The sequence below is a fragment of the Paenibacillus intestini genome, assembly GCF_030803945.1.
Lineage (GTDB): Bacteria > Bacillota > Bacilli > Paenibacillales > Paenibacillaceae > Paenibacillus > Paenibacillus polysaccharolyticus.
In genome coordinates, this window is sequence record NZ_JAURUN010000002.1 from 464,650 (window position 1) to 487,862 (window position 23,213).

The 23,213-nt window shown below is 46.5% G+C and carries 18 protein-coding genes; 3 read left to right on the top strand and 15 right to left on the bottom strand.

Annotated features, from left to right (window positions below):
* Positions 1–112: 112 nt before the first annotated feature.
* The 4 genes from J2T16_RS07295 to J2T16_RS07310 all read right to left on the bottom strand — a co-directional run bounded on the left by J2T16_RS07295 (position 113) and on the right by J2T16_RS07310 (position 2,127).
* Positions 113–733, bottom strand: a complete 621-nt coding sequence (locus J2T16_RS07295; protein ID WP_499018041.1) for a TraX family protein — start codon at positions 731–733, stop codon at positions 113–115.
* A 53-nt stretch (positions 734–786) separates the two neighbouring features.
* Positions 787–1,278, bottom strand: coding sequence for a GNAT family N-acetyltransferase (locus tag J2T16_RS07300; protein ID WP_154960134.1), 492 nt, complete (start codon positions 1,276–1,278; stop codon positions 787–789).
* Positions 1,268–1,399 (bottom strand): hypothetical protein, encoded by a 132-nt coding sequence (locus J2T16_RS07305; protein ID WP_260511013.1) that lies wholly within the window; start codon positions 1,397–1,399, stop codon positions 1,268–1,270. Before J2T16_RS07305 ends, J2T16_RS07300 begins: the two co-directional genes overlap by 11 nt.
* A gap of 254 nt (positions 1,400–1,653) precedes the next feature.
* Positions 1,654–2,127, bottom strand: coding sequence for an RbsD/FucU family protein (locus J2T16_RS07310; protein WP_499018042.1), 474 nt, complete (start codon positions 2,125–2,127; stop codon positions 1,654–1,656).
* A 210-nt stretch (positions 2,128–2,337) separates the two neighbouring features.
* On the opposite strand from J2T16_RS07310, the gene J2T16_RS07315 reads away from it, so the two are divergent.
* Positions 2,338–2,760, top strand: coding sequence for a MarR family winged helix-turn-helix transcriptional regulator (locus J2T16_RS07315; protein WP_090924425.1), 423 nt, complete (start codon positions 2,338–2,340; stop codon positions 2,758–2,760).
* Between the two features lie 29 nt (positions 2,761–2,789).
* Positions 2,790–4,136 (top strand): MFS transporter, encoded by a 1,347-nt coding sequence (locus J2T16_RS07320; protein ID WP_336122348.1) that lies wholly within the window; start codon positions 2,790–2,792, stop codon positions 4,134–4,136.
* Positions 4,137–4,345: 209 nt separating this feature from the next.
* Here the strand turns inward: J2T16_RS07320 and bcbE are convergent, their stop codons facing one another.
* The 3 genes from bcbE to yicI all read right to left on the bottom strand — a co-directional run bounded on the left by bcbE (position 4,346) and on the right by yicI (position 9,333).
* A complete protein-coding gene (gene bcbE, locus J2T16_RS07325) occupies positions 4,346–5,725 on the bottom strand; it encodes a bacillibactin exporter BcbE (RefSeq protein ID WP_499018044.1) in 1,380 nt (459 codons plus the stop codon).
* A gap of 95 nt (positions 5,726–5,820) precedes the next feature.
* Complete coding sequence (locus J2T16_RS07330) at positions 5,821–6,897, bottom strand: phosphotransferase family protein (RefSeq protein WP_336122346.1); 1,077 nt, start codon at positions 6,895–6,897, stop codon at positions 5,821–5,823.
* A gap of 117 nt (positions 6,898–7,014) precedes the next feature.
* A complete protein-coding gene (gene yicI / locus J2T16_RS07335; RefSeq protein ID WP_336122345.1) occupies positions 7,015–9,333 on the bottom strand; it encodes an alpha-xylosidase in 2,319 nt (772 codons plus the stop codon).
* 172 nt (positions 9,334–9,505) lie between these two features.
* Between yicI and J2T16_RS07340 the strand changes: the two genes are divergently transcribed.
* Positions 9,506–10,438 carry a helix-turn-helix transcriptional regulator gene (locus J2T16_RS07340; protein ID WP_499018046.1) on the top strand — a complete coding sequence of 311 codons (933 nt, stop codon included), beginning with the start codon at positions 9,506–9,508 and terminating at the stop codon, positions 10,436–10,438.
* Positions 10,439–10,581: 143 nt separating this feature from the next.
* On the opposite strand, the gene J2T16_RS07345 is transcribed toward J2T16_RS07340, so the two are convergent.
* The 8 genes from J2T16_RS07345 to J2T16_RS07380 form a co-directional block, all read right to left on the bottom strand.
* On the bottom strand, positions 10,582–11,511 hold the full coding sequence (locus J2T16_RS07345) for a hypothetical protein (protein ID WP_221789887.1): 930 nt from the start codon (positions 11,509–11,511) through the stop codon (positions 10,582–10,584).
* A gap of 411 nt (positions 11,512–11,922) precedes the next feature.
* Positions 11,923–13,725, bottom strand: coding sequence for an adenine deaminase (locus J2T16_RS07350; protein WP_221789927.1), 1,803 nt, complete (start codon positions 13,723–13,725; stop codon positions 11,923–11,925).
* Positions 13,726–14,112: 387 nt separating this feature from the next.
* Positions 14,113–16,488, bottom strand: a complete 2,376-nt coding sequence (helD, locus tag J2T16_RS07355) for an RNA polymerase recycling motor HelD (RefSeq protein WP_336122343.1) — start codon at positions 16,486–16,488, stop codon at positions 14,113–14,115.
* A 271-nt stretch (positions 16,489–16,759) separates the two neighbouring features.
* Positions 16,760–17,221 (bottom strand): pyridoxamine 5'-phosphate oxidase family protein, encoded by a 462-nt coding sequence (locus J2T16_RS07360; protein WP_221789889.1) that lies wholly within the window; start codon positions 17,219–17,221, stop codon positions 16,760–16,762.
* A 147-nt stretch (positions 17,222–17,368) separates the two neighbouring features.
* Positions 17,369–18,436 carry an FUSC family protein gene (locus J2T16_RS07365; protein WP_221789892.1) on the bottom strand — a complete coding sequence of 356 codons (1,068 nt, stop codon included), beginning with the start codon at positions 18,434–18,436 and terminating at the stop codon, positions 17,369–17,371.
* Positions 18,437–18,754: 318 nt separating this feature from the next.
* The gene (locus J2T16_RS07370) at positions 18,755–19,423 is read right to left on the bottom strand and encodes an HD domain-containing protein (RefSeq protein WP_499018047.1); all 669 of its coding nucleotides are present in this window, start codon (positions 19,421–19,423) and stop codon (positions 18,755–18,757) included.
* Positions 19,423–20,862 (bottom strand): NAD-dependent malic enzyme, encoded by a 1,440-nt coding sequence (locus J2T16_RS07375; protein WP_154886469.1) that lies wholly within the window; start codon positions 20,860–20,862, stop codon positions 19,423–19,425. Before J2T16_RS07375 ends, J2T16_RS07370 begins: the two co-directional genes overlap by 1 nt.
* Before the next feature lie 273 nt (positions 20,863–21,135).
* Complete coding sequence (locus tag J2T16_RS07380; RefSeq protein ID WP_336122341.1) at positions 21,136–23,208, bottom strand: beta-galactosidase; 2,073 nt, start codon at positions 23,206–23,208, stop codon at positions 21,136–21,138.
* Between the last annotated feature and the right edge of the window lie 5 nt (positions 23,209–23,213).

Below are 23,213 nucleotides of genomic sequence, written 5' to 3' on the forward strand. Positions count from 1 at the left end.
ACTTTATCGAGTTACGGCGATAAGTGGCTTTTTTGCATAAAGATGAGTCAAAAATGGCTAGCCCGTCATCATAACCTTCTCCTTTTATACGCTACCCTTTGCATCACAAAAACTATAGCCAGCGGATTATTGCAATGATAGCAAGATGAGCCGGATAGAAATAACGCCAGATCCACCGGGGTCCTTTCAAACGGAAACCTGCCTGGTAGTACTGTGCGATGGCAATACCAGTTGTTGCAATTACGCTGTACATCTGCAGAAAACTATGGTGCAGCATCAGGTAAAGGGCATTTAATATAACATGTGCCATAACTAGCACCGGCCCTTTGAAATAACAGAATAACAGCACGAGAAGCAGGCCATACATACCATAATCCATATGTGACCATTCCATTAACCATCCCGCCCCGATCGCAATCGGGATACTAATCAGCTTGGAAGGAAACCTATCCAGAGCCAGCAACACCAACAGTGCTGACCACAGGGTCCAGACGACATTTAGCGAAAAATGATTAAACGCAGCCATAAACGGAACTTGGGAAATTACTGCAATCCAGAATAACCGCCATATGTATTTCGGAACATTACGTGTATGCTTGTAGCCGATATATACGGCAAAGGCATAGATTGGAAAAGCGATACGACCGATGATTCTCAGTTCAACCACATGTGGAAAAAACACAGCTCCGATATGATCTATCAACATCGTAATCATCGCAATCCACTGCATCATATCTGGTTATCCCTCCTCATCCCGACAATACCAGATGATCTATAGCATTTTAATCAGGATTCATGTTCACGCTCGACGTTACATTCATAATACATGAAGCTTTGATCCTGTGTATATCCTTCGGATTCATATAATGCTTGTGCCTGCCGATTGCTGATCGCCGTAGAAAGTACAATACGAAGAATCTGCTGTTTCTTCGCTTGCTTCATCACGGCCTGCATCAGCTTTCGGGCTATCCCCTGCTGCCGATATGTTGAATCCACGAAAAGGTCGTTGAGAATCCAGATCGGTCCCATCGAGACGGAACTATAACTGGGATAAATCTGTACCAAACCCATGACTGTGTCTGCGACTGAACCTTCTTCTCTCCCTTCGTTACACTCAGCAACAAAAATCATTGATTCTTGCTTACTCATTCGTTCTTTAATGAAAAAGGTAGCTGTCTCTAGATCCGAATGTTGACCATAAAATATGCGGTACTCATTAAAAAGTCTCGATACTTCCGAAATATCATTTAAAGTCGCTTGTCTAATTTTAATTGTCATTCTCTTTGTATTTTCCACGTACTTTTTTCCCCTCTTTCGCTTCATTCTTTTCCTTACGATACATCCCTCGAATCAAATCTTCCTTAAGTTCATTGTAAAAGAAATCATACCTTTCCCCCATTCATCAACAGGCGTAAAGTTTGCATTTATGTCCCCTTTCCCGAAACATGCCAGGCATAAAGTATATTTCTACCCAATTGTTGCACACTATAGTGATCGTTGTTCACTGACAAATACGGTAACCATTGCTTGAAGTGGCTGCACGAACCGAATTCGGATCAGACTTGATCAGCAGATCGTAAGCGGAATGATCAGGCAAACGTAAAAAAACGACGAAAGCCTCGCCAGCTCCGTCGCCCTAAACGCATATGGATTTTAATAGGTTTCTGAATTCAGCCGCTCTTGAACATGTCCTGGTTCAGGGAAAATAACTCCCTTTTTTAAAATGAGGTTTGCATACTGAGCACGTTCACCCGTTGCAACAATGACATAAGCTTTGGCGGCACGATCATAAAAATCAAAACGATCCTCGTATTCAAGTGCTTCGCTCATATCCTCGTATTCCTCGATTAACCGCCGATAATCTTCCCAGATGATCGGAATGACCGGATCACCTTTAACCACCTGCATGACAGCGGCTGGTCGCTCTACATAGGTGTCTAGCGGAAATAGGTGTAATATAGCTTCCAATAGCTGTACAGTGCCTATGCCATCACAGCGTACTAAACGTTCAGCATGACTGGCTGCAGGGAAGTTCGCATCCGTTAGCACAAGTTCATCCCCATGTCCCATTTCGGACATCAGTTTAAGCAACTCTGGCGGGAGGATCGCAGGAATATTTTTCAGCATTATTAAACGCTCCTTACATAACAAATTTTTTATTACTTTGGAAGCCGTTTCATCCCTATTCTAGCAGGATTTTTAACGTTTTGCATCGATGTGCTCCGCTCCTGCGGCACTACCATTTCCTTTGACAAAATTACTTGTTCCACATATAGTTGTTATAACAACTATATGAATTTTAGAGACATTTTCTACGGAAGCGAGGTTCATCAATACATGGATTATTCTCTGGAGCAGTCCGTCGGATTTATGCTCGGACTCACCCACCGCAAAACATCTGCCCTTCTAGCGGCACAATTTAAACCCTACGATATTACCACAGAGCAATTTTCTGTGCTTTTTAATGTGGTACGTAAGGAAGGCGTTAATCAGAAAGAAATGGCAGGGTTTGTGTTCAAAGACCAGCCCACCACCGCACGGATTATCGATTTACTGGAGAAAAAAGGCTGGGTCGAGCGCCGCACGAGCGACCAGGACCGTAGAGCCTATCTGCTGTATCCTACCAAAGATGGCAAAGCATTAATTGATGTGCTTGTTCCAATTGAAAGAGAAATGAATAAAAAACTTGCTGAAGGTATACCGGAAGACCAGATGGAAGCATTTAAACATACTCTTTCCCTCATCAATCACAATCTGTAACTATTACAACTCAGGGGGAATGTTTCACCATGAAAGAACAATCTGCACCTGTCCGATTATGGACGACCGATTTTATTTTGCTCATGCTGTGTAATTTTCTATTATTTCTGCAGCTACACATGATCGTTTCACCATTACCTTCCTATGTACAGGATCGATTCCATGCCAATGCATTTCAAGTCAGCCTGTTCACCTGCCTGTTTGCATTAAGTGCCATCGTAGCACGACTCTTTTCTGCGAAAGCGCTTGAGAAAGGTTTTCGTAATGCGATGATCTATATTGGCTTGTCTGTAGCCCTGCTTGCTACGCTCGGCTATTATTTTGCTGCGGGTATCGCTGTTCTGCTTCTGCTCCGCATGGTGTTTGGGGTTGGATTCGGGCTCAGCAGTACTGCATTTCCGACCATGGCATCTGATATTGTACCCGTCAAACGAATGGGCGAAGGCATGGGTTACTTTGGCTTGTCCACCAGTCTGGCGATGTCCATGGGGCCGATTATCGGCGTCACTTTGCTACAAGGAGCTGGGTTTGTCACCCTTATGCTCAGTACAGCCGGAGTGATTGCTGTGATCTATCCACTCAGTTACAGCCTGACACGTAAAAAAATAGCCAAGAAAAAGACTACGCAGGCTATTTCGATGCAACCGTCACATCAAGAGCAAGCTACTCGCGATGTTGCATCTGTTTCAGGAGCAAAACCGAGTTCTAAAGAAAAGGCTCCGTTTAACCGAAAACTGATCCTTCCAAGTGTGCTGAACGGTTTGCTGTCTATTACCTACGGCGGATTGGTTGGATTTATCGTTTTGTATGGCAAAGAAGCGCATCTCGCTAACCCAGCGCTGTTTTTCCTGTTTAATGCACTGGCTGTTCTACTCGTCAGACCGTTCGCAGGTCGAATTTACGACAGTAAGGGTCCTAAAGCTTTATTGATTCCTGGGGCAATATGTATCGCACTTGGACTTGTCACGCTTTCCTGGGCAACGACGATGCCCATCTTGTTTGTCGCTGCTTTTATCTATGGTATTGGATATGGCTCTATGCAATCATCCATACAGACCTGGATGATTCAAGTCGTCGCCCCTGCTCAAAGGGGGATGGCGAACGGGATGTTTTTGAACACACTTGATTTTGGTATTGCTACGGGTGCACTTCTGCTTGGCGCTATCGCTTCCTTGACAAGTTATACGGAAATGTATCGCTACTCTGTTTTATTTATGGCATTGTTCCTGCTGATCTATCTGATTCAGGGTAAACGAAGTGGCAGTTTCCAGATCGAAACACATCCGCTGTTATCCCATACACATATCACGGCAACGGATAGCGCTGCTTCACATGATACGAGTGATGTGCAAGTAGCACCTGATAAAAGAAACTAATAGATAATTACGTTTTCCTTCATAATATGTATTTACTGAGGCCTTACCTTAACATGGGTGTTCATAAAAATATCCACACTGACAATATCACCTGTGACGTTGTCAGTACAAAAAACGCGTTTACATCTGGCAAGCAGCTAAGCTGCTTTCTGAGACGTAAACGCGTTTTCAGGTTTCCCTTTAACGTAAGGGAGCATCCCATCCACCCGTTAGTAAGGACTTTTTTTGCGGCGCAGTGGCGAAGGTCTGTATCCTTGGTCGGTTTCACTTTCTTGCACACGCCTTTTGGGTAGCTTGTCTTGACCGTCTTGCTTCTCTTTGTTACCGTGCTTGTCTTCTTCGTCCTGCTTCTTCTGATCATCTTGCTTCTCATCACTCCCAGAAGTAGGCTCGTTTTTTTTCTCTGGTTTAACCGCCAGTAATGTGAGCAGACCTCCGACAGCACCTGACGCAGCCAGAATGCCAAAAAGCAAAAAATGGTGAGAACCGATCAACAAAGAAACAATGGGTGGACCGAGCGATACGCCGATAAAACGCATGCTGCTGAACAGGGCTGTAATGGTACCACGTTGCTTTTTGTCTACACCTTCTGTAATCAACGTGTCGAGGCATGGCAGTGCAGCACCAATACCCGCACTCCCTAGGGTGAACAATCCCACCACAACGTAAATATTATCGAACATGCCGATGACCCCCAGCGATACCGTTACCAAGGCTAGTCCGGCAAAACCGAGCCATTTCATGCGTGATTTATTTTTACCAATCCACTTGCCTGCCAAAAACGAAGCCAGACATAACGATGCCAAAGGGATGGCCAAAACCAGTCCTTTGACTACACCTTTGAGCGCAAACTCACTCTCCAGCGTCTCAGAAAGATAATATAGGACGCCAAAAATAAGAAACATGCAAATTCCACCGATCGCAAACAAAGCGTACAACCAGCGTCCCTTTACTTTGAGAACGTCACGGATAGAAGCAACAAATTCCGAAAATGTAGGGGGTTTTTCCTTCCTCTTCGGTGTTTTCACCAAAAATACTACGAGCACAAGTGAAATGAGACATAGTACTGGAATCGCTAAAAACGGCGAATACCACAACCACACCGCCAGCGCAGCACCTAGAATCGGACTAAGCACTTTGCCAAAGGTGTTTGAAGTTTCAATAATACCCAGACTTTTGCTAACCTCATCTTCATTCTTGAACATATCTCCAACAAGAGGAATCACAATCGGAAATGCGCCTGCTGCACCCACTCCCTGCAAAAACCTTCCCCCAAGAATCGTCCAATAGGCGATATTACCGCTCATGAACCATGCGGCAATCCCGGCCACAGCACCTCCGGCTGCTGCAATGACAAGACTGGGAATAATCACGGCTTTCCTGCCGAATCGATCCGATAAATATCCTGCCAATGGAATGAGCAAGATGGCCACTACAGCATATACCGTTATTAGCATACTGACCTTGAATGAAGATACCTTCAATTCCCGTTCAATCTGTGGCAAAATCGGTATAAGCATGGAGTTTCCCAATGTCATAATGACAGGGATGGAAGCAAGTGCGACGAGGTCCCACTTTTTATCAGACATACCCTAACCACCTTCGCAGATTTTACACACAACAGCGTTATTGTTGGTTTATCCGGGGGTGATTATTCAGCATATGTCAAAATGGATAGGTTCCATTAGCGGAATTGTCCCATATCCCACTTTTCCAACAAATCCAGCGTACGCTCCTCAAATATTCGGCCATCTTCCGGTTGGTCTACCTGATGCTGATGAACGTAGGCGTTAAAGTATGAGGACAATAGACGATATGCAAGCCGGCGTGCTTGCCCTTCTGGTGATGATTCAAGGGAACAACCGTAACCTGCGTGAAATGCGGCAGAATCCGTGTTGAGGATGGCCTCGTATTCCCGATCGGCGAACATCGAGCGATCTCCATCAATAACAGCGGCAATGCTCATTCCCCCTTGTTTACCGTGCACGAGCACATTTGCTGCCCATAGGTCATTATGGACAAGCACAGGTTGTTTAATTTGATCAAAAAGAGCTTTATTTTGCTTGAAGATTGCCGTAATCTTTTCGCCTATGCCAGGCATAAACCCTACTAGGGCCGCTTTTTTGCTTGTTTCATCAGCGATAGCTATCAACACCTCAGACCAGTGCTCCGATCCGCGAATCGTGCCATCCGCCTGAGGCCAACCGAATAATGCTCCTTCGATCCGATGCATGGTGGCTGTGTACATGCCTAATTGGATATACAAATGATTTTTGTCCTTCTCTTCGATAGACGCATGATCAAGCTGCACGCTTGGGATAAACGCCATAAACATATAGGTTCGCGAAACATCCTGAGCGCTGTCATCACAAGCCAGCACTTCTGGTGCGGGAATGCCAGCTAGGCGGTAATGCTCATAGATGACAGGTTCCGCGGCCATCATTGTGCGTTCAAATGAAAATAAGGGATCATGCTCGGTTAGTTGCTCACCCTTTTCGTTTGCCAGTTGCAGTGGTTGTACACCCTCCGGTGCAAGGCGCAAAATGACGTCCGTAATCGCCGTATGCTCCAGTTGGATGCGATACGTCGTGTTAAACAGACCACCCTGCAGCAGTCCGTACTGTTTTACGACAACTTTATCTCCAAAATGTCGATGTACCAGTGCATGCAAAACTTCTGCTGATATTGGGCTATGTAAGCCCGAATGTTGGTGTTGGTTCTGATTTGCATGCTGTTGGTTATCTGAGTGTTGGTGTGCCATATTGTATTGCCTCCCTCTTTCCGTTCTCTCCTTGAAGGAACTATGCATTTATTTCGTATAAATAAACGAACAGACGGCGCCTTCAGGCACCGTCCCTTTATGGTCTATTCTAACATGTTACAGCTCAATTGTAAGTTGGCTTGCATCTGCTGATGCCGTTACGATGATGCCTTGCTCGCCAGCTTCTTGTGATCCGCCATCCACGTTGGATACGGAATCAATGCCCCGAAGCACGATTTTCCATGGCTTGCCTGCACCTTCAGCTCGAACTTCCAGCTTCGAACCGTTACGTGTGACGGTCACTTGCAACTCACGCTCGGCACTTTGATTTACAACAACTGCTTGCGCTGTCTGCCCGTCGGCAAGTTCAAACAAATGCAATGATACGTTGTCCGCAAAATCGTAATCCGGCTTGCTGTCTATCGCACCTACCGCGATCAAACTGTTCGGTCTGATCATCATTGGCAGTGTTTTGAAGTCATGATTTTCACTGATCCAGCACCCACCTTGAACTTTTACCCCTGTCAGATAATTGGTCCATGTACCTTCTGGCAGGTAATAACGAACGTTACCTTCTTTGTTGAAGATCGGTGCAACCAGGATAGAATCTCCGAACATGTACTGTAAGTCAAGTGTCGCACAAGTCGGATCATCTGGATATTCCAGCACCATCGCCCGCATCATTGGCAATCCCTGTACAGAGGACTCTACCGCGGAATTAAACAGGTACGGCATCAGACTAAGCTTCAGCTTCGTAAAGTCACGCACGACATCGACAGCCTCTTCATCGAACAACCAAGGCACACGATACGATTCGTTACCGTGCAGGCGGCTGTGTGAAGAGAGTAACCCGAACTGTACCCAACGTTTGTATACATCAGGCTCGGCTGTCGCTTCAAAACCGCTGATGTCATGGCTCCAGAAGCCAAACCCGGAAAGACCGAGCGACAATCCGCCGCGCAGTGATTCTGCCATGGACGAATAGTTGGACGAGCAATCGCCACCCCAGTGTACGGGGAATTGTTGACCACCTACGGTTGCCGAACGGGCAAACAGAGCGGCTTCGTTTTTACCCAGGTTTTCTTCAAGCACATCAAATACCGCTTTGTTGTACAGGAAGGTGTAGTAGTTGTGCATTTTCACCGGATCGGAACCGTCATAATACACAACATCGGTCGGAATTCTTTCGCCAAAGTCGGTCTTGAAGCAGTCCACGCCCTGGTCAATCAAACCTTTCAACTTGTCTTTGTACCATGAAGTCGCCTCAGGATTGGTGAAATCTACAAGGCCCATGCCCGCCTGCCATTTATCCCACTGCCATACACTGCCATCGGCTGTCTTGACAAGGTAACCTTTTTCCATACCTTCATCGAACAGAATGGATTTCTCGGCAATATACGGGTTAATCCACGCACAGATTTTGAGTCCCTTGTCCTTCAACCGTCTCAACATGCCTTCCGGATCAGGGAACATATCTTTGTCCCATTCAAAATCACACCATTGATATTCCTTCATCCAGAAGCAGTCGAAGTGGAATACGGATAGTGGCAGATCACGATCAGCCATGCCATCGACAAAATGATTAACGGTCGCTTCATCATAATCTGTCGTAAACGATGTCGTCAGCCACAAACCAAATGTCCATGCCGGCGGCAGAGCCGGTTTACCTGTGAGCTTAGTGTAGTTATCCAGCACCTCTTTCGGATTAGCACCGCCGATAATGAAATATTCCAGCGTCTCACCCTGAACACTGAACTGCACTTTCGATACATTCTCGGAAGCGATCTCATAGGATACCTTCTCAGGATGGTTGACGAATACGCCGTATCCTCTGTTCGATAGATAAAACGGAATGTTCTTGTAGGCCTGTTCACTGCTTGTACCGCCATCCTCATTCCAGATATCCACGACCTGACCATTTTTCACAAACGGAGTGAAGCGTTCACCAAGGCCATAGACATACTCGCCCACGCCCAACTCCAGTTGTTCCCGGAAGAACGCACCTTCTGATGCTGACTCAATGTACGCTGGGCCTCTCCAGCCGCTTCCTGTCAGGCGTTTTTCATTATAATGGAAGCCGATATCCCAGCCTTTTGTTTTGTTCACGGTTACACGAAGATTTCCGCTTTTCAGTTCTGCACCGTTCTCATCCTGGGCAATTTGCACATCGGTATTTAGCGTGTTCAGTTCAAACTCGGGGCCTGGATTAACTTTGCCCTTATGGTGGTTCAATTGCACACGAATGACATCAGGCATCGGGGAGCTGTAGGTTGCTTTAAGCAGCGTTCCGTTCAGTGTATCGCCTTTGCGCTCAATGCGTTTCGTTGCTGCATATACAGTAAAGGAATCACCCTTTTGTACAATATCTCGAATATCCGCCGGATTTTGAACATGATATCCGTCGCGGATCTGCCAGTAGCCATCGGTAAATTTCATCTTGGATTACCTCCTTCGGTTATACTATAATGATATTGATATTAATGACGATTTTCTTCTTGGATTTTGATCATTTATATCAGTATTTTGATATTCCAAACGTAATTCTGACGAATTCCTATAATAATTTGCAAACGATTACATCTATTTATATGCATAAGGAGGTTCCATGATGGAACGGGAACATTTACGGGAAGATCGAATCCACGGCAATGCCATGTATCCGGTCAGTGTGTATCCCGACATTCAGCAATTAAATGGGGACAGCATTCTCGATTGCCATTGGCATGATGAGATGGAGTTTACGATGGTGACGCAAGGCTCTGCTGTGTTTCAAATTGACATGAACCGGGTTGAGGTGAAGGCCGGAGAGGCTGTTTTTATTCATCGAGGTGAGATTCATGCAGGATATCTGATGGGCGATGAGCCTTGTATATTTTCTTCCATTGTGTTTCATTCGGATCTGCTCGGTAGTCATACGTTTGATGCGGTGCAGGAGAAGTTTATTGGACCTATTTTGCGAAAAAGTATACAGCTCCCCTATCACATTACAGCTAATGAAGCTTGGGGTTCAGAAGTTCTGGCCTACCTGAAACGCATCTTCGCAGATCACGCGAGCGGGACAGACACCTGTGAGATATCCACGAAAGCCTATCTCTATCTCATGCTTGCTCGCATGTTTGAACAGCGGAAGGTGCTTCCGCTCAAAAGCGCAGTTAACGGGGGCACACCGGATAAGATGGAGCGTCTAAAATTAGTGCTCAGTTACATTCATAAGCATTATCCTGAACCGCTGAAGCTGAAAGACCTGGCGGATGAAGCCAATATGAGCGAGGGACATTTCTGTCGTTTTTTCAAAAAGTTGGTGCAGAAGAGCCCTGTCGATTACATCAATTATTATCGGGTACAGCAGGCCTGCACACAGCTGGAGAATACGGATCATAAGATTGTTGATATCGCTATGGATGTTGGATTTGAGCATTTGAGTTATTTCATTACTACCTTTAAGAAACACAAGAACACAACACCGTCTCAGTATCGTAAAATATTTTCCGAAAATATCACACTGGTGCCTGTTACGTTTACAGAGACTTTGCTGGTTTAAAAAAGGAATGAATCACATCGACGGTTACCATTGATGAGTTTTTGATAGAATATATGTTTACAAGGTCAACAAAAAGGTGCCTTCAGCACGTAAGCTGCAAGCACCTTTTATTTACGTTAACCTCTATTGTTCGGTGGCTTGCTCTACTTTCTTAACGTCTTCCATGAAGAATACTCATGTACAGAAAAGCCATTAAAGGAAGCGTGGGCACTCGCCATTTTCTCTACCAGCTTCAACTGTTCTTCCATGTAGGCGTCCCCCTCTTCGTAAAAGGTAATAAAGTCGCCTTCCTTGCTTTGCTTCGTTTCCACCGCAATCGATATTTTCTTACCTACAGAGGCCGCATCGATAAGTTCGTCCTTTGCCACATTGTAGATAGCAGCAGCTGTATCCCGATAAGCCATAATCGTAATGGAATCAAATTTGCGGATCATCCAGCTACTCACAGCCATCGTTGAACCTGGAATTTTGTAATTGTCCAGCCAGAACGGCAGATCAGCGGCCACAGGCATCTTCATACGCGCAGCACGGTCTACAATATAATTTACATTTCCCTGCCACTGCGTAATGACGCTGGCTTGATTGATCTTCCACTGCGGATGCACATGAGGTTCAATGTCCAGATGAATACCTGCAAATTTCTCGTTAGCCAGTGCCTGTGCTTGATAAGCTTCAATCCAGTCCATAAAGGAAGCTATCTGTTCCCTGCTTTCAGTCAGTCCCCAAGCGGAACGTCCATCCATGATATCCACAGCGATATTTTGAGCCCGTGCAAGACGGATAAAGTTCTTATATTCAGGGATTTTAATGTCCCGGTTCATCTGCAGATAGATCGTATTAATGTTGTTGGCCTTAGCAAAACTTAAAATATCCTGCGCATTATTTCGGATTTGAGTCGTATCCCACACCCACGTCCCCCGCACAGGCCGATCCAGCTTGCCATGTATTGTGGCATAACTGTCTACCGGTTCTACCGAACCTACCGCATCCACTCGGGTAGAACAGGCTGTGCTTAAACACAGTACCAGACAACTCATCAGCAGAATAAAACGAAATTCTTTTTTGGTTTTCATATTTGTACACTCCCTTGAAGTTATGGCAGCTCTTACGTATAAATCCGGGTGAAAGGATGTCGTTTAGGATTCATTTTTTGCATCATTACGGAAGTTCCATGAATTTAAACTGCTTTTATACGCAACATCACCTTTAAGACTCACGACGAAAGAATCATATAACTTATTTCGGGAATTCACAGTTCTGAATATATAGTCCAAAAGTCACAAAATTTAATGTTATATGTAAAAAATCAGAATTTCAGTTACGACTTCAGTCTATATTTCCTTTTAATACTTCGATTCTGTAGACCTAGGAAGCGTTTTCTTCTCCAAACAAAAAACCGCCCGAAGGCGGCGAGGCTTGCAATGAAACATTGATATTTATTACTCGATATCTCTCATTTGATGCTTTACCTTTGCTTTATCTGCTTAATCCACATTCGTTTCATCAAACAAAGAGACCCGTTCAATGCCCTCTGCAGAGATGCGTACCAGTCCGATGTCAGACAAACGCAGTTCAGGAATAACCACCAGCGCCAGCAGCGATAAGGTCATAAACGCATTGTTCAACGTACATCCTGCCGATTGCAGTGCTTCACTGACTGCTGCCGATTGTTCCGCTACCACTTCGAAGGGCTCCACCGACATCAGTCCCGCGATCCGAAGAGGAAACTCGGTTACACCCGCATCTGTTACAACAGCTACACCGCCCTGCATACGAATGACACGATTACCGGCCTCTGCCATAAGTGCATCATCGTTTCCGATGATTAACAGATTGTGGCTGTCATGGGCTACCGTCATGGCTATAGCTGCTGGCGAAGTGAACCCGATCCCACCGACCAATGCCACTGCGCGATTTCCCGTTTGTTTATGGCGTTCAAGCACGGCAATTTTGCATATCTCACCAGCAGCAGGCAGAACCACCTTGCCGCCTTGCACATTCACTTGCACATGCTTCTGCTTCGTTTCCACATGATTTTCCGTCACATGGATGATGCGTGCGCCTATAGTTCCCTCCACAACAGGTGCAGACAGTTCCAGATCCTGCGGCTGGATGTTTGCTTCCAGCTTCACCGTATTGAGCGCTTCCTCAGGATAAGTGAACGTGTCCCACACAGCTGTCATTTTACCGTTCTCGGCTACGACTTGCCCTGCAGCAATCGTTGTGCCTACACGGACATCCGCAAGGCGTCCGTCTAACAAAATAATATCGGCTATGTTACCCGGAATCACCGCCCCGATATCACGCGCCACACCAAAACGTTCTGCCGTATTAATCGTAGCCATCTGGAACGCAGTTACTGGCTTCACGCCCTGGGAAATGGCCAGTCGAACGACAAAGTCCATATGACCCTCTTTTAGCAAAGATTCCGAGCTTCGATCATCCGTTACCAGCATCATTCGCCGGGTATCGAGTCCAAGCTCCGTACATGCTTTAATCGTCTCCGCGACATCATGCCATGCAGAACCCTGCCGCATCTTCGCATACATCCCCAGCCGCAAGCGCTCCACTACATCTTCTTTTGTAACACACTCATGATCTCCTGTCACACCGCTCGCCGCATAAGCAGGCAGACGCCAGTCGTCCGAGGCCCAAGTAAAATGTCCATCAGCCACTTTGCCAGCGCGCAGAGTTGCCTGAATCTCCCCAATCATGGTCTCATCCCCGTACACCACTCCCGGGAAGTTCATCACTTCACCAAGGCCGATCATGTCCGGTCCCCATGATAGTGCCTCTGCTACCTCTTCCGGCCCAATATAAGCTCCTGTAGTCTCCAGCCCTGGGTGAGTTGAAGGTACACATGAAGCTACTTGCATGTAAGCCGCCATGGGAGTAGTACGTGCTTCATCCAGCATGAGCCGCAGTCCTTTAAGCCCAAGCACATTGGAAATTTCATGCGGATCAAAGAATCCACCTGTCGTACCGGAAGGCAGTACAGCTCTTGCGAACTCCGATACTTTCATCTGTGTGCTCTCAATATGGCAATGACCGTCTAATAGTCCCGGAGCAATATACTTTCCATCTGCCTCAATAATGCGGGTATGTTCTCCGATCGTATGGCTTACATCTCTGCCAACATACGCAATTCGTGCCCCTTGCACAGCGACAGACATATCCGGCAAGATTTCCCCTGATATCACGTTAACCAAAGTACCGCCCCGAATCACCAAAGTTGCCTTCTTATCTCCTCGGGCTGTAGCGACCAGATCCGGTACACAATCGGCCATCAGCGGCCGCTCAAAAGCTGTTGTTTTCAAATTACCTGCCTCCTTCGTTAGATTCCCTGTTCCGTTGCCTGCTCTTAAAATTAAAGTATTTGTTACTCATACAATGAATTTTTTTCCCCATCATCATGCAACGCTCCAAAAAATAGATTGTTACGATTATATGAGCCTGAGCTTCGTGTGTAAAGAAAAATTACATCTATTGAATACATGCACAAGGAGATTCACCTTATTTATCAATAACAACTAAGATATGTCTGCTTATGTCACTATTGTTAGCAACTTTCTCTTCATAGCATACACAAAAAAAGGCCAACCAGAACATGTCTGGCTGACCTCATCTTGCAAGAGTATTCACCCCAACATATCGCTCGGAGATTAGTGCTCTTTTTACTCCACACGAGTTGCAGGGATATCTTTCATCTCGTACCACTCTTCTGACTGTGAGGTGATAAATGGACTTGGTTTTCCTAAAGAGTATACATGCAGTAAATGCATTGCCCGGGTACAGGCGGTATAGAATAGCTTACGTTCCTGCTCACGGGAATAGGCATCAGCGGAGCCATTATAGATTAAGACTGCGTCAAACTCCACACCTTTCGCCAAATAAGCAGGAATCACATGAACGCCCTGTTCAAAAGCCAGCGTTGTTTTTTTGATCAGCTTAGGGGCAGTATTCAGCTTTTGACTTAGTAGGTTGTGAACTTCCTGGCTCTCTTCTGCCGTCTTGCAGATGACCGCTACGGATTCATACCCCTCCTGCATCAGATGATGAAGATCTGCCGTAATTTGCTGCACATGCTGCTTTGGATCAGAAGTCACGATGACTTTAGGTTTCTCTCCATTTCGGTTAAACGGGATGATCTCCTCCCCACCAGGAACCATGCCGCGTGTAAATTCCACTATCTCCATCGTAGAGCGGTAACTGCGTGTCAGCACAATAACCTCCGTGTTCTCTGGCCCGTATAAGTCACTTAATGGTCCAGTGCCGCTGAGTACGGATGAATGGGCGTAAATAGCCTGGTTAAAGTCACCCAGAGCCGTAATTTTCGCGTGTGGAAAGAGTCTTTTCATAAAAGCGAGCTGGAAGGCAGAATAATCCTGAGCTTCATCAATAATGACATGGCGAATGTTCGAATTAATATGGAATCCCAGCAACAGTTCGCGCAAATACAGGTACGGCGTAATGTCCTCATAAGCCAACTCCTGGATCCTTAATCTGCGTAACGTCATGGTCGAGATTTCTTCCCAGTGGACAGGCAAAGGTTCCCTGTCAAGCAGACGAACCATCTGCGCCTGATCCTCGAACAGGTTTGCATACAACTGACGGACATCCACAAAACGCAGTGATTTGATCCATTTGCGCAAAGGCTTCAGTCGGTCACTGACCACCATTCTCGCCAGAATCTCTCTTTCTTGCTGAAAATCATCAAACGTATGTGATTTGCCCTTTTGTTTACGTTTCAAGCGTTGGTAAGCGCGCTGCAAATCTTCCGCTTCCATTAGATCAAGCTGCTGATCAACCCACGGTGCACCTAGTTCACCTTTACCAAACGTCGAAAGTTCCTTAAGCAACCAATCGCGTAATAGTTCCAGGCGGCTAACAAGTTTGACAGACGAACCGAAGCTGTAAAATTTCGCTGCCATCGCTTCCGCATCGACAATCGCCTTACCCTGAAAACGAACTGGCTTGAATTTCATGTCTCCCGTTAACATGCTTTCTTTATAACGTGTAATGACTTTCAAAAATGATGCAGAGGACTTGAATCGTATGCTGGACATTCGTGCATCGTAACCAGGCTCCTCCGTTCCTGTCAGCACATATTCCAGCTGGATGAATGGGTCTTCAAGCTGATATTCCCGTCCCAAACGGCGTTCCAGATACTCCTGAAACGTCGTCTGCAACATATTCTCTTCCCCAAGCTCTGGAAGTACCGTAGATACATAACTGTTAAACATCGGGTTCGGTGAAAAAAGAACCATCTGATCCGCTTGCAAATGCTCGCGGTATTTATAGAGAAGATAAGCGACTCGCTGGAGAGCGGCAGAGGTTTTGCCACTTCCTGCTGCGCCCTGAACAATCAGCATACGCGTCCGGTCATTACGAATGATCCGGTTCTGTTCCTTCTGGATCGTTGCCACAATGCTCTTCATCTGTGCATCAGACGTTCGGCTCAGCACAGCCTGAAGCAACTGATCTCCGATCGTTACCCCTGTATCAAACATGAAACGGATACGCCCATCCCGAATGACGAATTGACGTTTCATTTCTATCTCTCCACTAATCTCGCCGCTTGGGGTACGGTAAGAGATCGGTCCAGGCGCACCATCATAATACAGGTTGGAGATCGGTGCACGCCAGTCGTAGATCAGGAAGGACTCCTCCTTCTCGTCCAGCAGGGATGCAATACCCAGATAGATACGTTCCGATTCCGGGTATCCATCCTCCTTGAAATCAATTCGTCCGAAATAAGGTGAATGATGCAGTCGTTTCATTTTATCCAAAGCCGCAGCTGTATTCAGATGACTTCGTTCACGATCGGACAAAACCTGCGATTGTTGCCGCATACTCGTTGACGTCTCCCCGACATCATCGGCTTCACTAAAGTTCATTGTGACTTCATCCCAGAAATCCTTACGCATCCCGACCACTTCGTCACGGAAGGAGCCTACCTCTTCTTCCAATGTAGCGATTTTGCGCTCAATCTGATCAGTCACGGTATTCACCCGCTCCTGTTCCTGGTTCCACTGTTGCTCATTACTCATATGTTATGCGCCTCTCTTTCCCCGGATTGTGTCTTCGAATATCCATTTGACAAGCCCGAAAAGGCAATGGTATAATTATTAGAAAGTAAACATTTTAACTTTATGTTAATTAATTCTAATTTTCTGAAAACCATTTTATATTGTACCAGTGACAACGTCCCGATGCAAGCGGAGACGTTATTTGTTATTTTTGCTTGTGGTCTTGTCGCTTTGTTCATTGATCTAGGAGCTTTACCGCGTCACACAGTATTACCCACATGTGCCTGTCCCTCTACTTCCTCAACTCCTCAATGGTTGCATTCCAGCGTGCTAATGCCCCCGTTTGATCTTTTAATTGAAACGTAATACCAGACGTAATTTCTGCATATGGTGCCTGATCGATCCGAATATGAAGGATGTTACACTCATACCGATCTCGCGGGTGAATCGTGTCCCCGAGTTCAGGAAGTAAACGGACTTCAAGCCTAATATGCAATATACGCTGACCATGCACTGCAATTAACGTAGCCTTACCCGTTTCCATCATATTCATACTCGTTTGTGTCCCTTGCCAGAGCGCCAACCGAAGGCAATCAGGGCTTATAGCGATAACTTCTCCCATGCTGATCATCGCCAGATGAGGCCATTGTCCACCAGTGACGGTTAGTAACTGCATCGCTTCATGCTGTTTGCTCTCCAGATCGCTTCCGCCTAACCATTCCAACAGTTCTGCATCCAACTGCTTGATCTCCATTTCTACCCCTCAGTTCATTCATAATGGTTACCATTGATTCCTATCGATTCTCAGCGATTCAAGTCACTTGCATTCACCGATAGAACAAACAACCCGGACGCTACTGTCCGGGCTTTATATTGCCTATATTGTATCTTATTTTGCCATCTAAGGCCATTTCAGCCAATTTAGCATGTGGTCATGCGACTCTTTATCTTCACTTGAAGTGCGCACATGGTCCGCAAGTCGATTCAACCGCTCCAGCTGATATCCGTAATCGTATATAGCTGCAGCCACAATAGATAACCTTAACATGCCGTCCTTATCGACATCAAACTGGGTAATGGCCTGTTCCATGAAATGATCATTCTCGGTTACAAACAGTGCGGCCTCTTCGCCATTTGGTTTGAGTTTGTCTTCAAATTTGAGCAAGGCATGCTCATGAAATTTAATAACCCGTTCGAGATGGGTATCAAAAAACAAATCCATTTCCGGTGTCCGCTGTGCCTGAAAGTAATGGCGTTCTACCGAATCCAGTACATCGTATCCTTTTTGCAAACTTAACAGCATTTGTTTATATACAACCATCTGACGGGTTTCACTGAACTTGGCACGTTTCATCTTCTTCTGCTCTTCTTCAAACAAATGATACTTGTCAGATAAAGACTTGATCGATCCGCCTAGATTGCTTTTCTCTTCCCGGAAAACAACCTCTTTGATCTCATCGGAGATCGATGTACGAAGAAGCAGTGACATCCCATTAAACACACTCTGAATCTGCTTCACAAACTGCACCTTCGGTTTAGGAGGGAACACCGAGATATTAATCAGAAAGGCGGATACAATGCCCACAAGCGTTAGCAAGAAGCGATTCAGCGCAAAGTGCCAATCTCCTGAAGCTTCCATAATCGATACCACCGTGACCAGTGTTAGCCCAACCGTTTCACCCATATTTAATTTAAGACAAATCATAATAACCAGCACAATAATCAAGCCCACGGCAATGGGCTCGTTGGACAGCACCATCCCACCCAGTAGCGCTACAATTGCGCCCAGCGTGGTCGTCTGCAACTGATCAAGGAAATACTTCCATGAACGATAGATGGAAGGTTGCATGGCAAATATCGCTGCGATCGCGGCAGGCACAGGAGATTGCGGGTTCAAGAACAAACTGCTCAGATATAAAGCCAGCGTGACCGCTATACCTGTCTTAAGTACACGTGCTCCAAATGACATGGCATCTCCCTCCTCTTTCCCGACCTGTTCGTTTACGTTTGATGATGATCATGTTCATTATTACCCCATATTTCTTATTTTGCCCGAATGAGTTCAGGAGAACGATTTATTGTACCATGAGAGCTTATGGCTTTGCATCTTCATTCTCATAAGTCTTAGACACGATTTCAAATAAGTAAATTATTTATACCGCCACTACGAAGACAGAAGAAGCTTCCTTCCCGTTTCTTTTGTCCTGAACCTTGGTTATGTAAGGGTTAATCTAAGAAAGAAAGTCACCACTTAGCCTTTAAAGACCTATGGTGACCTTCTATACATTTATACGTCCGTGCCTTCCCATTCCTGCTTGAACTGCTCCACAAACTGCACCATATACTCATGACGCCGCTGCGCCAGTTCCTTGCCGTAGGATGTATTCATCAGATCTTTAAGCTTGAATAACTTTTCGTAAAAATGATTGATCGTAGTGCTGCGCCCATTGCGATATTCCTCGCGGGTCATCTGTTCCCGCGGCGGTAAGGATGGATCATACATTTCACGCCCACGGGCTCCTGAAAAGGCAAACGTACGGGCAATTCCAATCGCCCCCAGCGCATCAAGCCGGTCTGCGTCCTGCACCACTTGTGCTTCCAACGAGTCGACTGCAGCCCCTTGCCCACCCGCATAGGATATCGTACTGATTATGTTTACTACCACTTCCCGTGTGGAAGGCTCTAGTAGTGGCTGGTTGTCCAGCCAAGTGTTCAGCTTTGCCATACCGGCCTCCAAGCTGTCATTGAGCTTCTCATCCGGTACATCATGCAATAGCGCAGCCAGCTCGCATACAAACGGATCTGCACCCATGTGCCGTGCTAATCTGACCGCCAGGACAGTGACACGCTGAATATGTGTCCAGTCATGTCCGTCGGAATGTTTGGAAGCCTCTTCTTGCACGAAGGCACGAGCCGCAAGCAAAATGGTTTCATTAGTGGATGAATCTAAAGTCATCAGGATTCTCCGCCTTCACGCGCTTGTTCACGAGGGACACGTCTCGCCACACCTGTCTTGATTGCCGCTTCAATAACACGATTGCGCATCGATTTGACAATCTTATCATTAAATACACTTGGGATAATGTAATAACGCGTACGCTCTTCATCTGAGATGGATGAGGCTATCGCTTGAGCAGCAGCCAGTTTCATCTCTTCATTAATTTCCGTCGCCCGGCAATCGAGAACAGCTCTGAACATACCTGGGAAACAAAGCACGTTGTTAATCTGGTTCGGATAATCCGAACGTCCGGTTGCCATGACCGCAACAATATCTTCAACCAAAGCCGGCATAACCTCAGGTACCGGGTTCGCCATGGCAAATACGATAGGATTGTCCGCCATTGTCTGCACATCTTCACGTGTCAATAGATTACCGCGGGACAATCCAATAAATACGTCGGCATCACGGATAACTTCGCGTAGGGAACCTGTCTCCAGATCGGGATTGGTACGTGCCGCATATTCCGTCCATACATCATTATCATAGGAATTCGTGCGTACGATCGCTCCGTCGCGATCCACACCGATCAGCCGCTTCGCTCCTGCAGATAATAAGATATTACTGCAAGCTACACCCGCAGCTCCGATGCCACACACGACAATTTTCACCTCGTCGATAGACTTGCCAACCAGTTTGAGCGCATTGATCAGACCTGCATACAATACAACGGCTGTACCATGCTGATCATCATGAAATACCGGAATATCAAGCTCTTCATTTAACCGGCGTTCGATCTCGAAACAACGCGGAGAAGAAATATCCTCAAGGTTAATGCCGCCAAATGCAGGTGATATCGCTTTCACAGTGCGAATGATCTCTTCGGTATCCTGTGTATCCAGGCAGATCGGGAACGCATCCACACCTGCGAATTGTTTGAACAGCATCGCCTTACCTTCCATTACCGGCATGGCTGCACGCGGGCCAATATTACCAAGTCCAAGCACTGCACTACCATCAGAAACCACCGCTACGGTATTCCGTTTAATCGTTAATGAAAAAGCTTTGCCGGGCTCTTCTGATATAGCCGAACATACCCGAGCCACATCCGGTGTGTACACACGGGACAGATCTTCCCGGTTGTGAATCGGTGTCTTCGGTGTAACTTCAATCTTGCCGCCCAGATGCAGCAGGAATGTACGATCTGATACGTTAACGATGGACACGCCTTTAAGCTGGCGTACTGCTTCTATAATTTTGCTGTTATCCTGTGAATCGGTGACCGCGACAGTCAAGTCGCGCACACTGACATCCTGATTGGTCGAAATGACGTCGATGGCAATAATGTCTCCTCCAGCTTCCGAGATGGCCGAGGCCACTTCGCCAAACTTGATATCTTTCGTTGTCATTTCCAGCCGAATAATAATGCTGTTGCCGTCCAGATTTCTCTGATTCATTTCAATTCCTCCCAGACAATGAAAGTCTTAAGTTGACAAGTTACGTGTTTGTCTTCGCTACGTGGACACGATTATCCTTTATATTGTCCAAAAAAAGCCCTCAAGTCCCATAAAAGAAAAAATAAAATGGATTGTCCTGGCACCTGTTTGAAGGCTCAAGACAATCCATTTTAATATCTCTCTAGGTGTAACATTCGTTCATTTATCGGAGTGCATTCCTAAGGCTCATGTTTCCGATAAACTCCAATGCCCTATTCATATCTCCCGTTAAACTTACTTACGATTCGCCGCTCTGCGCAATACACGAATGTCGTATGGCTGTAAGTCCAGACTTGATTCAACCGCTTCTCCACTAAGTACATCTGTATACGACGGACCGTCCAACTGAACCTGTTTCTCGTGCTCGGTGTAGTTCTGAATGAACACATAATCGGAATTACCGTCGGTACGAACATGTGCAGTAGTCCCTGCAGCCAAGTCTGATTTCAGACCACGCTCCAGATCCAGTTCAGCAATCAGCTTGCCGTAAAAGTCATCATAGAACGGCGCTTTCATTCGAGCAGCCATGTAATAAGCTTTCCCTGAGCCAAGCTCGTTTACCGTCAATGCTGGACGCCCAGCGTAGAAATCGGAACGATACACGGCCAGTGACCTCGCACCTTCCAGATGGATCAGGTCGCAAAGCTCAATTGCATCATACTCCGAAGTGAGTCCCAGTTCATTCCCCTGCGCTGGAATAATTCCATTGAGTTCACGATCATGCAATCCGTCGATCTCTTCTGACCAGATGCCAAGCGTTTTACGAAGCGGTCCAGGGAATCCACCCAGGAAACACAGATCATTTTCGTTCACAATGCCAGACCAGTAGGTTGCCACAAATGTACCGCCCTGCTCTACAAACTTCTCGATCCGTTCGCCTACTCCTTCACGAACGAGGTAAAGCATCGGCGCCACTAACACTTTGTACTTGGATAGATCAGCTTCCATATCGATGACATCAACCGCTACGCCCTTTTTCCAGAACGCTTCGTAGTGAGCTTCTACCGTCTGCTCGTATTTCACCCCGATGTTGCGTGGACCTTGGGAGTCATTGACAGCCCAGCGGTTCTCCCAATCAAAGATAATTGCAACTTCAGCAGGAACCGTAGTTCCTACAATATCCTCCATGCTCTGCAGTGCTGTACCTACATCGGTCACATCCTGAAACACACGGGTATGCTCTGTGCCTACATGGTCTACTACCGCACCGTGTAACTTCTCGCTTGATCCGCGGCTTTTTCTCCACTGGAAGTACTGAACACTATCTGATCCATGAGCTACCGCCTGCAAGGAGGACAACAGGTGCATGCCAGGACGCTTCAACTTGCTTACATCCTGCCAGTTCGTAGAACTAGGTGTGCTCTCCATGAGCAGGAAAGGCTGTCCGCCTTTGATTGAACGAACAATATCATGCATCATCGCAATCCGGGATGCCTGTTTCGCATCGTCCTCTGCATCATGCCATGTCGGATAACTGTCCCAAGAGAGGAAATCCAGAATGTCTGCGAACTTCCAATAGTTCAAACCGCCGTAAAACTCCATCAGATTCGTCGTTACCGGCAGATTTGGATTTTTCGCCTTGAGTGGCTTCGTTTCATGAACAATGAAATCCGCTGTCTGATCCGTTACGAAACGACGCCAGTCCAGATTCATCGCATGAACCTGAGTTTCGCCGTGTGGTGCCGGAGACTCGACTTGACTCCAATCCGTTACCGTATGGCTCCAAAATGTTGTCCACCACGCATGATTCAATTCATCTAGTGTTTTGTACTTGTTTTGAACCCAGCCGCGGAAGGCTTCCTGACAGTAATCACAATGACAGTCTCCTCCGAACTCATTCGAGATATGCCAGCCGATGACAGCCGGGTGATCCGAGTAACGTTCCGCCAGCTTGCTGTTCATCGCCGTTACTTTTTCCCGGTACACCGGAGAGGTATAACAGTGGTTATGGCGGAAACCATGCAGATTACGAACCCGATTTTCCGAGACACGCAACACTTCAGGATATTTTGCCGACATCCAGGCCGGTCTGGCACCGCTTGGTGTTGCGAGGAACGCATAGATCCCGTTCGCGGCAAAACGGTCCAGCACCTGATCCAGCCATTCAAACGTATACACGCCTTCTTCCGGCTCTAGGGATACCCAGGAGAAAATACCGATGGACATCACATTACACTTCGCCAGTTTCATTAAACGAATGTCCTCTTCAAGTACCTCTGGATAACGAAGCCACTGCTCCGGGTTGTAATCAGCACCATGAAGCATGTGCGGGGCTTTGGAACTTACGGGTGGAAATTTGTACGTCATTTATG

Excerpts from the sequence above, each read along its gene's own strand:
- J2T16_RS07295 (WP_499018041.1), bottom strand. The coding sequence starts at position 733 with ATGATGCAGTGGATTGCGATGATTACGATGTTGATAGATCATATCGGA.
- J2T16_RS07300 (WP_154960134.1), bottom strand. The coding sequence starts at position 1,278 with ATGACAATTAAAATTAGACAAGCGACTTTAAATGATATTTCGGAAGTA.
- J2T16_RS07305 (WP_260511013.1), bottom strand. The coding sequence starts at position 1,399 with ATGGGGGAAAGGTATGATTTCTTTTACAATGAACTTAAGGAAGATTTG.
- J2T16_RS07310 (WP_499018042.1), bottom strand. The coding sequence starts at position 2,127 with ATGCTGAAAAATATTCCTGCGATCCTCCCGCCAGAGTTGCTTAAACTG.
- J2T16_RS07315 (WP_090924425.1), top strand. The coding sequence starts at position 2,338 with ATGGATTATTCTCTGGAGCAGTCCGTCGGATTTATGCTCGGACTCACC.
- J2T16_RS07320 (WP_336122348.1), top strand. The coding sequence starts at position 2,790 with ATGAAAGAACAATCTGCACCTGTCCGATTATGGACGACCGATTTTATT.
- bcbE (WP_499018044.1), bottom strand. The coding sequence starts at position 5,725 with ATGTCTGATAAAAAGTGGGACCTCGTCGCACTTGCTTCCATCCCTGTC.
- J2T16_RS07330 (WP_336122346.1), bottom strand. The coding sequence starts at position 6,897 with ATGGCACACCAACACTCAGATAACCAACAGCATGCAAATCAGAACCAA.
- yicI (WP_336122345.1), bottom strand. The coding sequence starts at position 9,333 with ATGAAATTTACCGATGGCTACTGGCAGATCCGCGACGGATATCATGTT.
- J2T16_RS07340 (WP_499018046.1), top strand. The coding sequence starts at position 9,506 with ATGGAACGGGAACATTTACGGGAAGATCGAATCCACGGCAATGCCATG.
- J2T16_RS07345 (WP_221789887.1), bottom strand. The coding sequence starts at position 11,511 with ATGAAAACCAAAAAAGAATTTCGTTTTATTCTGCTGATGAGTTGTCTG.
- J2T16_RS07350 (WP_221789927.1), bottom strand. The coding sequence starts at position 13,725 with ATGGCCGATTGTGTACCGGATCTGGTCGCTACAGCCCGAGGAGATAAG.
- helD (WP_336122343.1), bottom strand. The coding sequence starts at position 16,488 with ATGAGTAATGAGCAACAGTGGAACCAGGAACAGGAGCGGGTGAATACC.
- J2T16_RS07360 (WP_221789889.1), bottom strand. The coding sequence starts at position 17,221 with ATGGAGATCAAGCAGTTGGATGCAGAACTGTTGGAATGGTTAGGCGGA.
- J2T16_RS07365 (WP_221789892.1), bottom strand. The coding sequence starts at position 18,436 with ATGTCATTTGGAGCACGTGTACTTAAGACAGGTATAGCGGTCACGCTG.
- J2T16_RS07370 (WP_499018047.1), bottom strand. The coding sequence starts at position 19,423 with ATGACTTTAGATTCATCCACTAATGAAACCATTTTGCTTGCGGCTCGT.
- J2T16_RS07375 (WP_154886469.1), bottom strand. The coding sequence starts at position 20,862 with ATGAATCAGAGAAATCTGGACGGCAACAGCATTATTATTCGGCTGGAA.
- J2T16_RS07380 (WP_336122341.1), bottom strand. The coding sequence starts at position 23,208 with ATGACGTACAAATTTCCACCCGTAAGTTCCAAAGCCCCGCACATGCTT.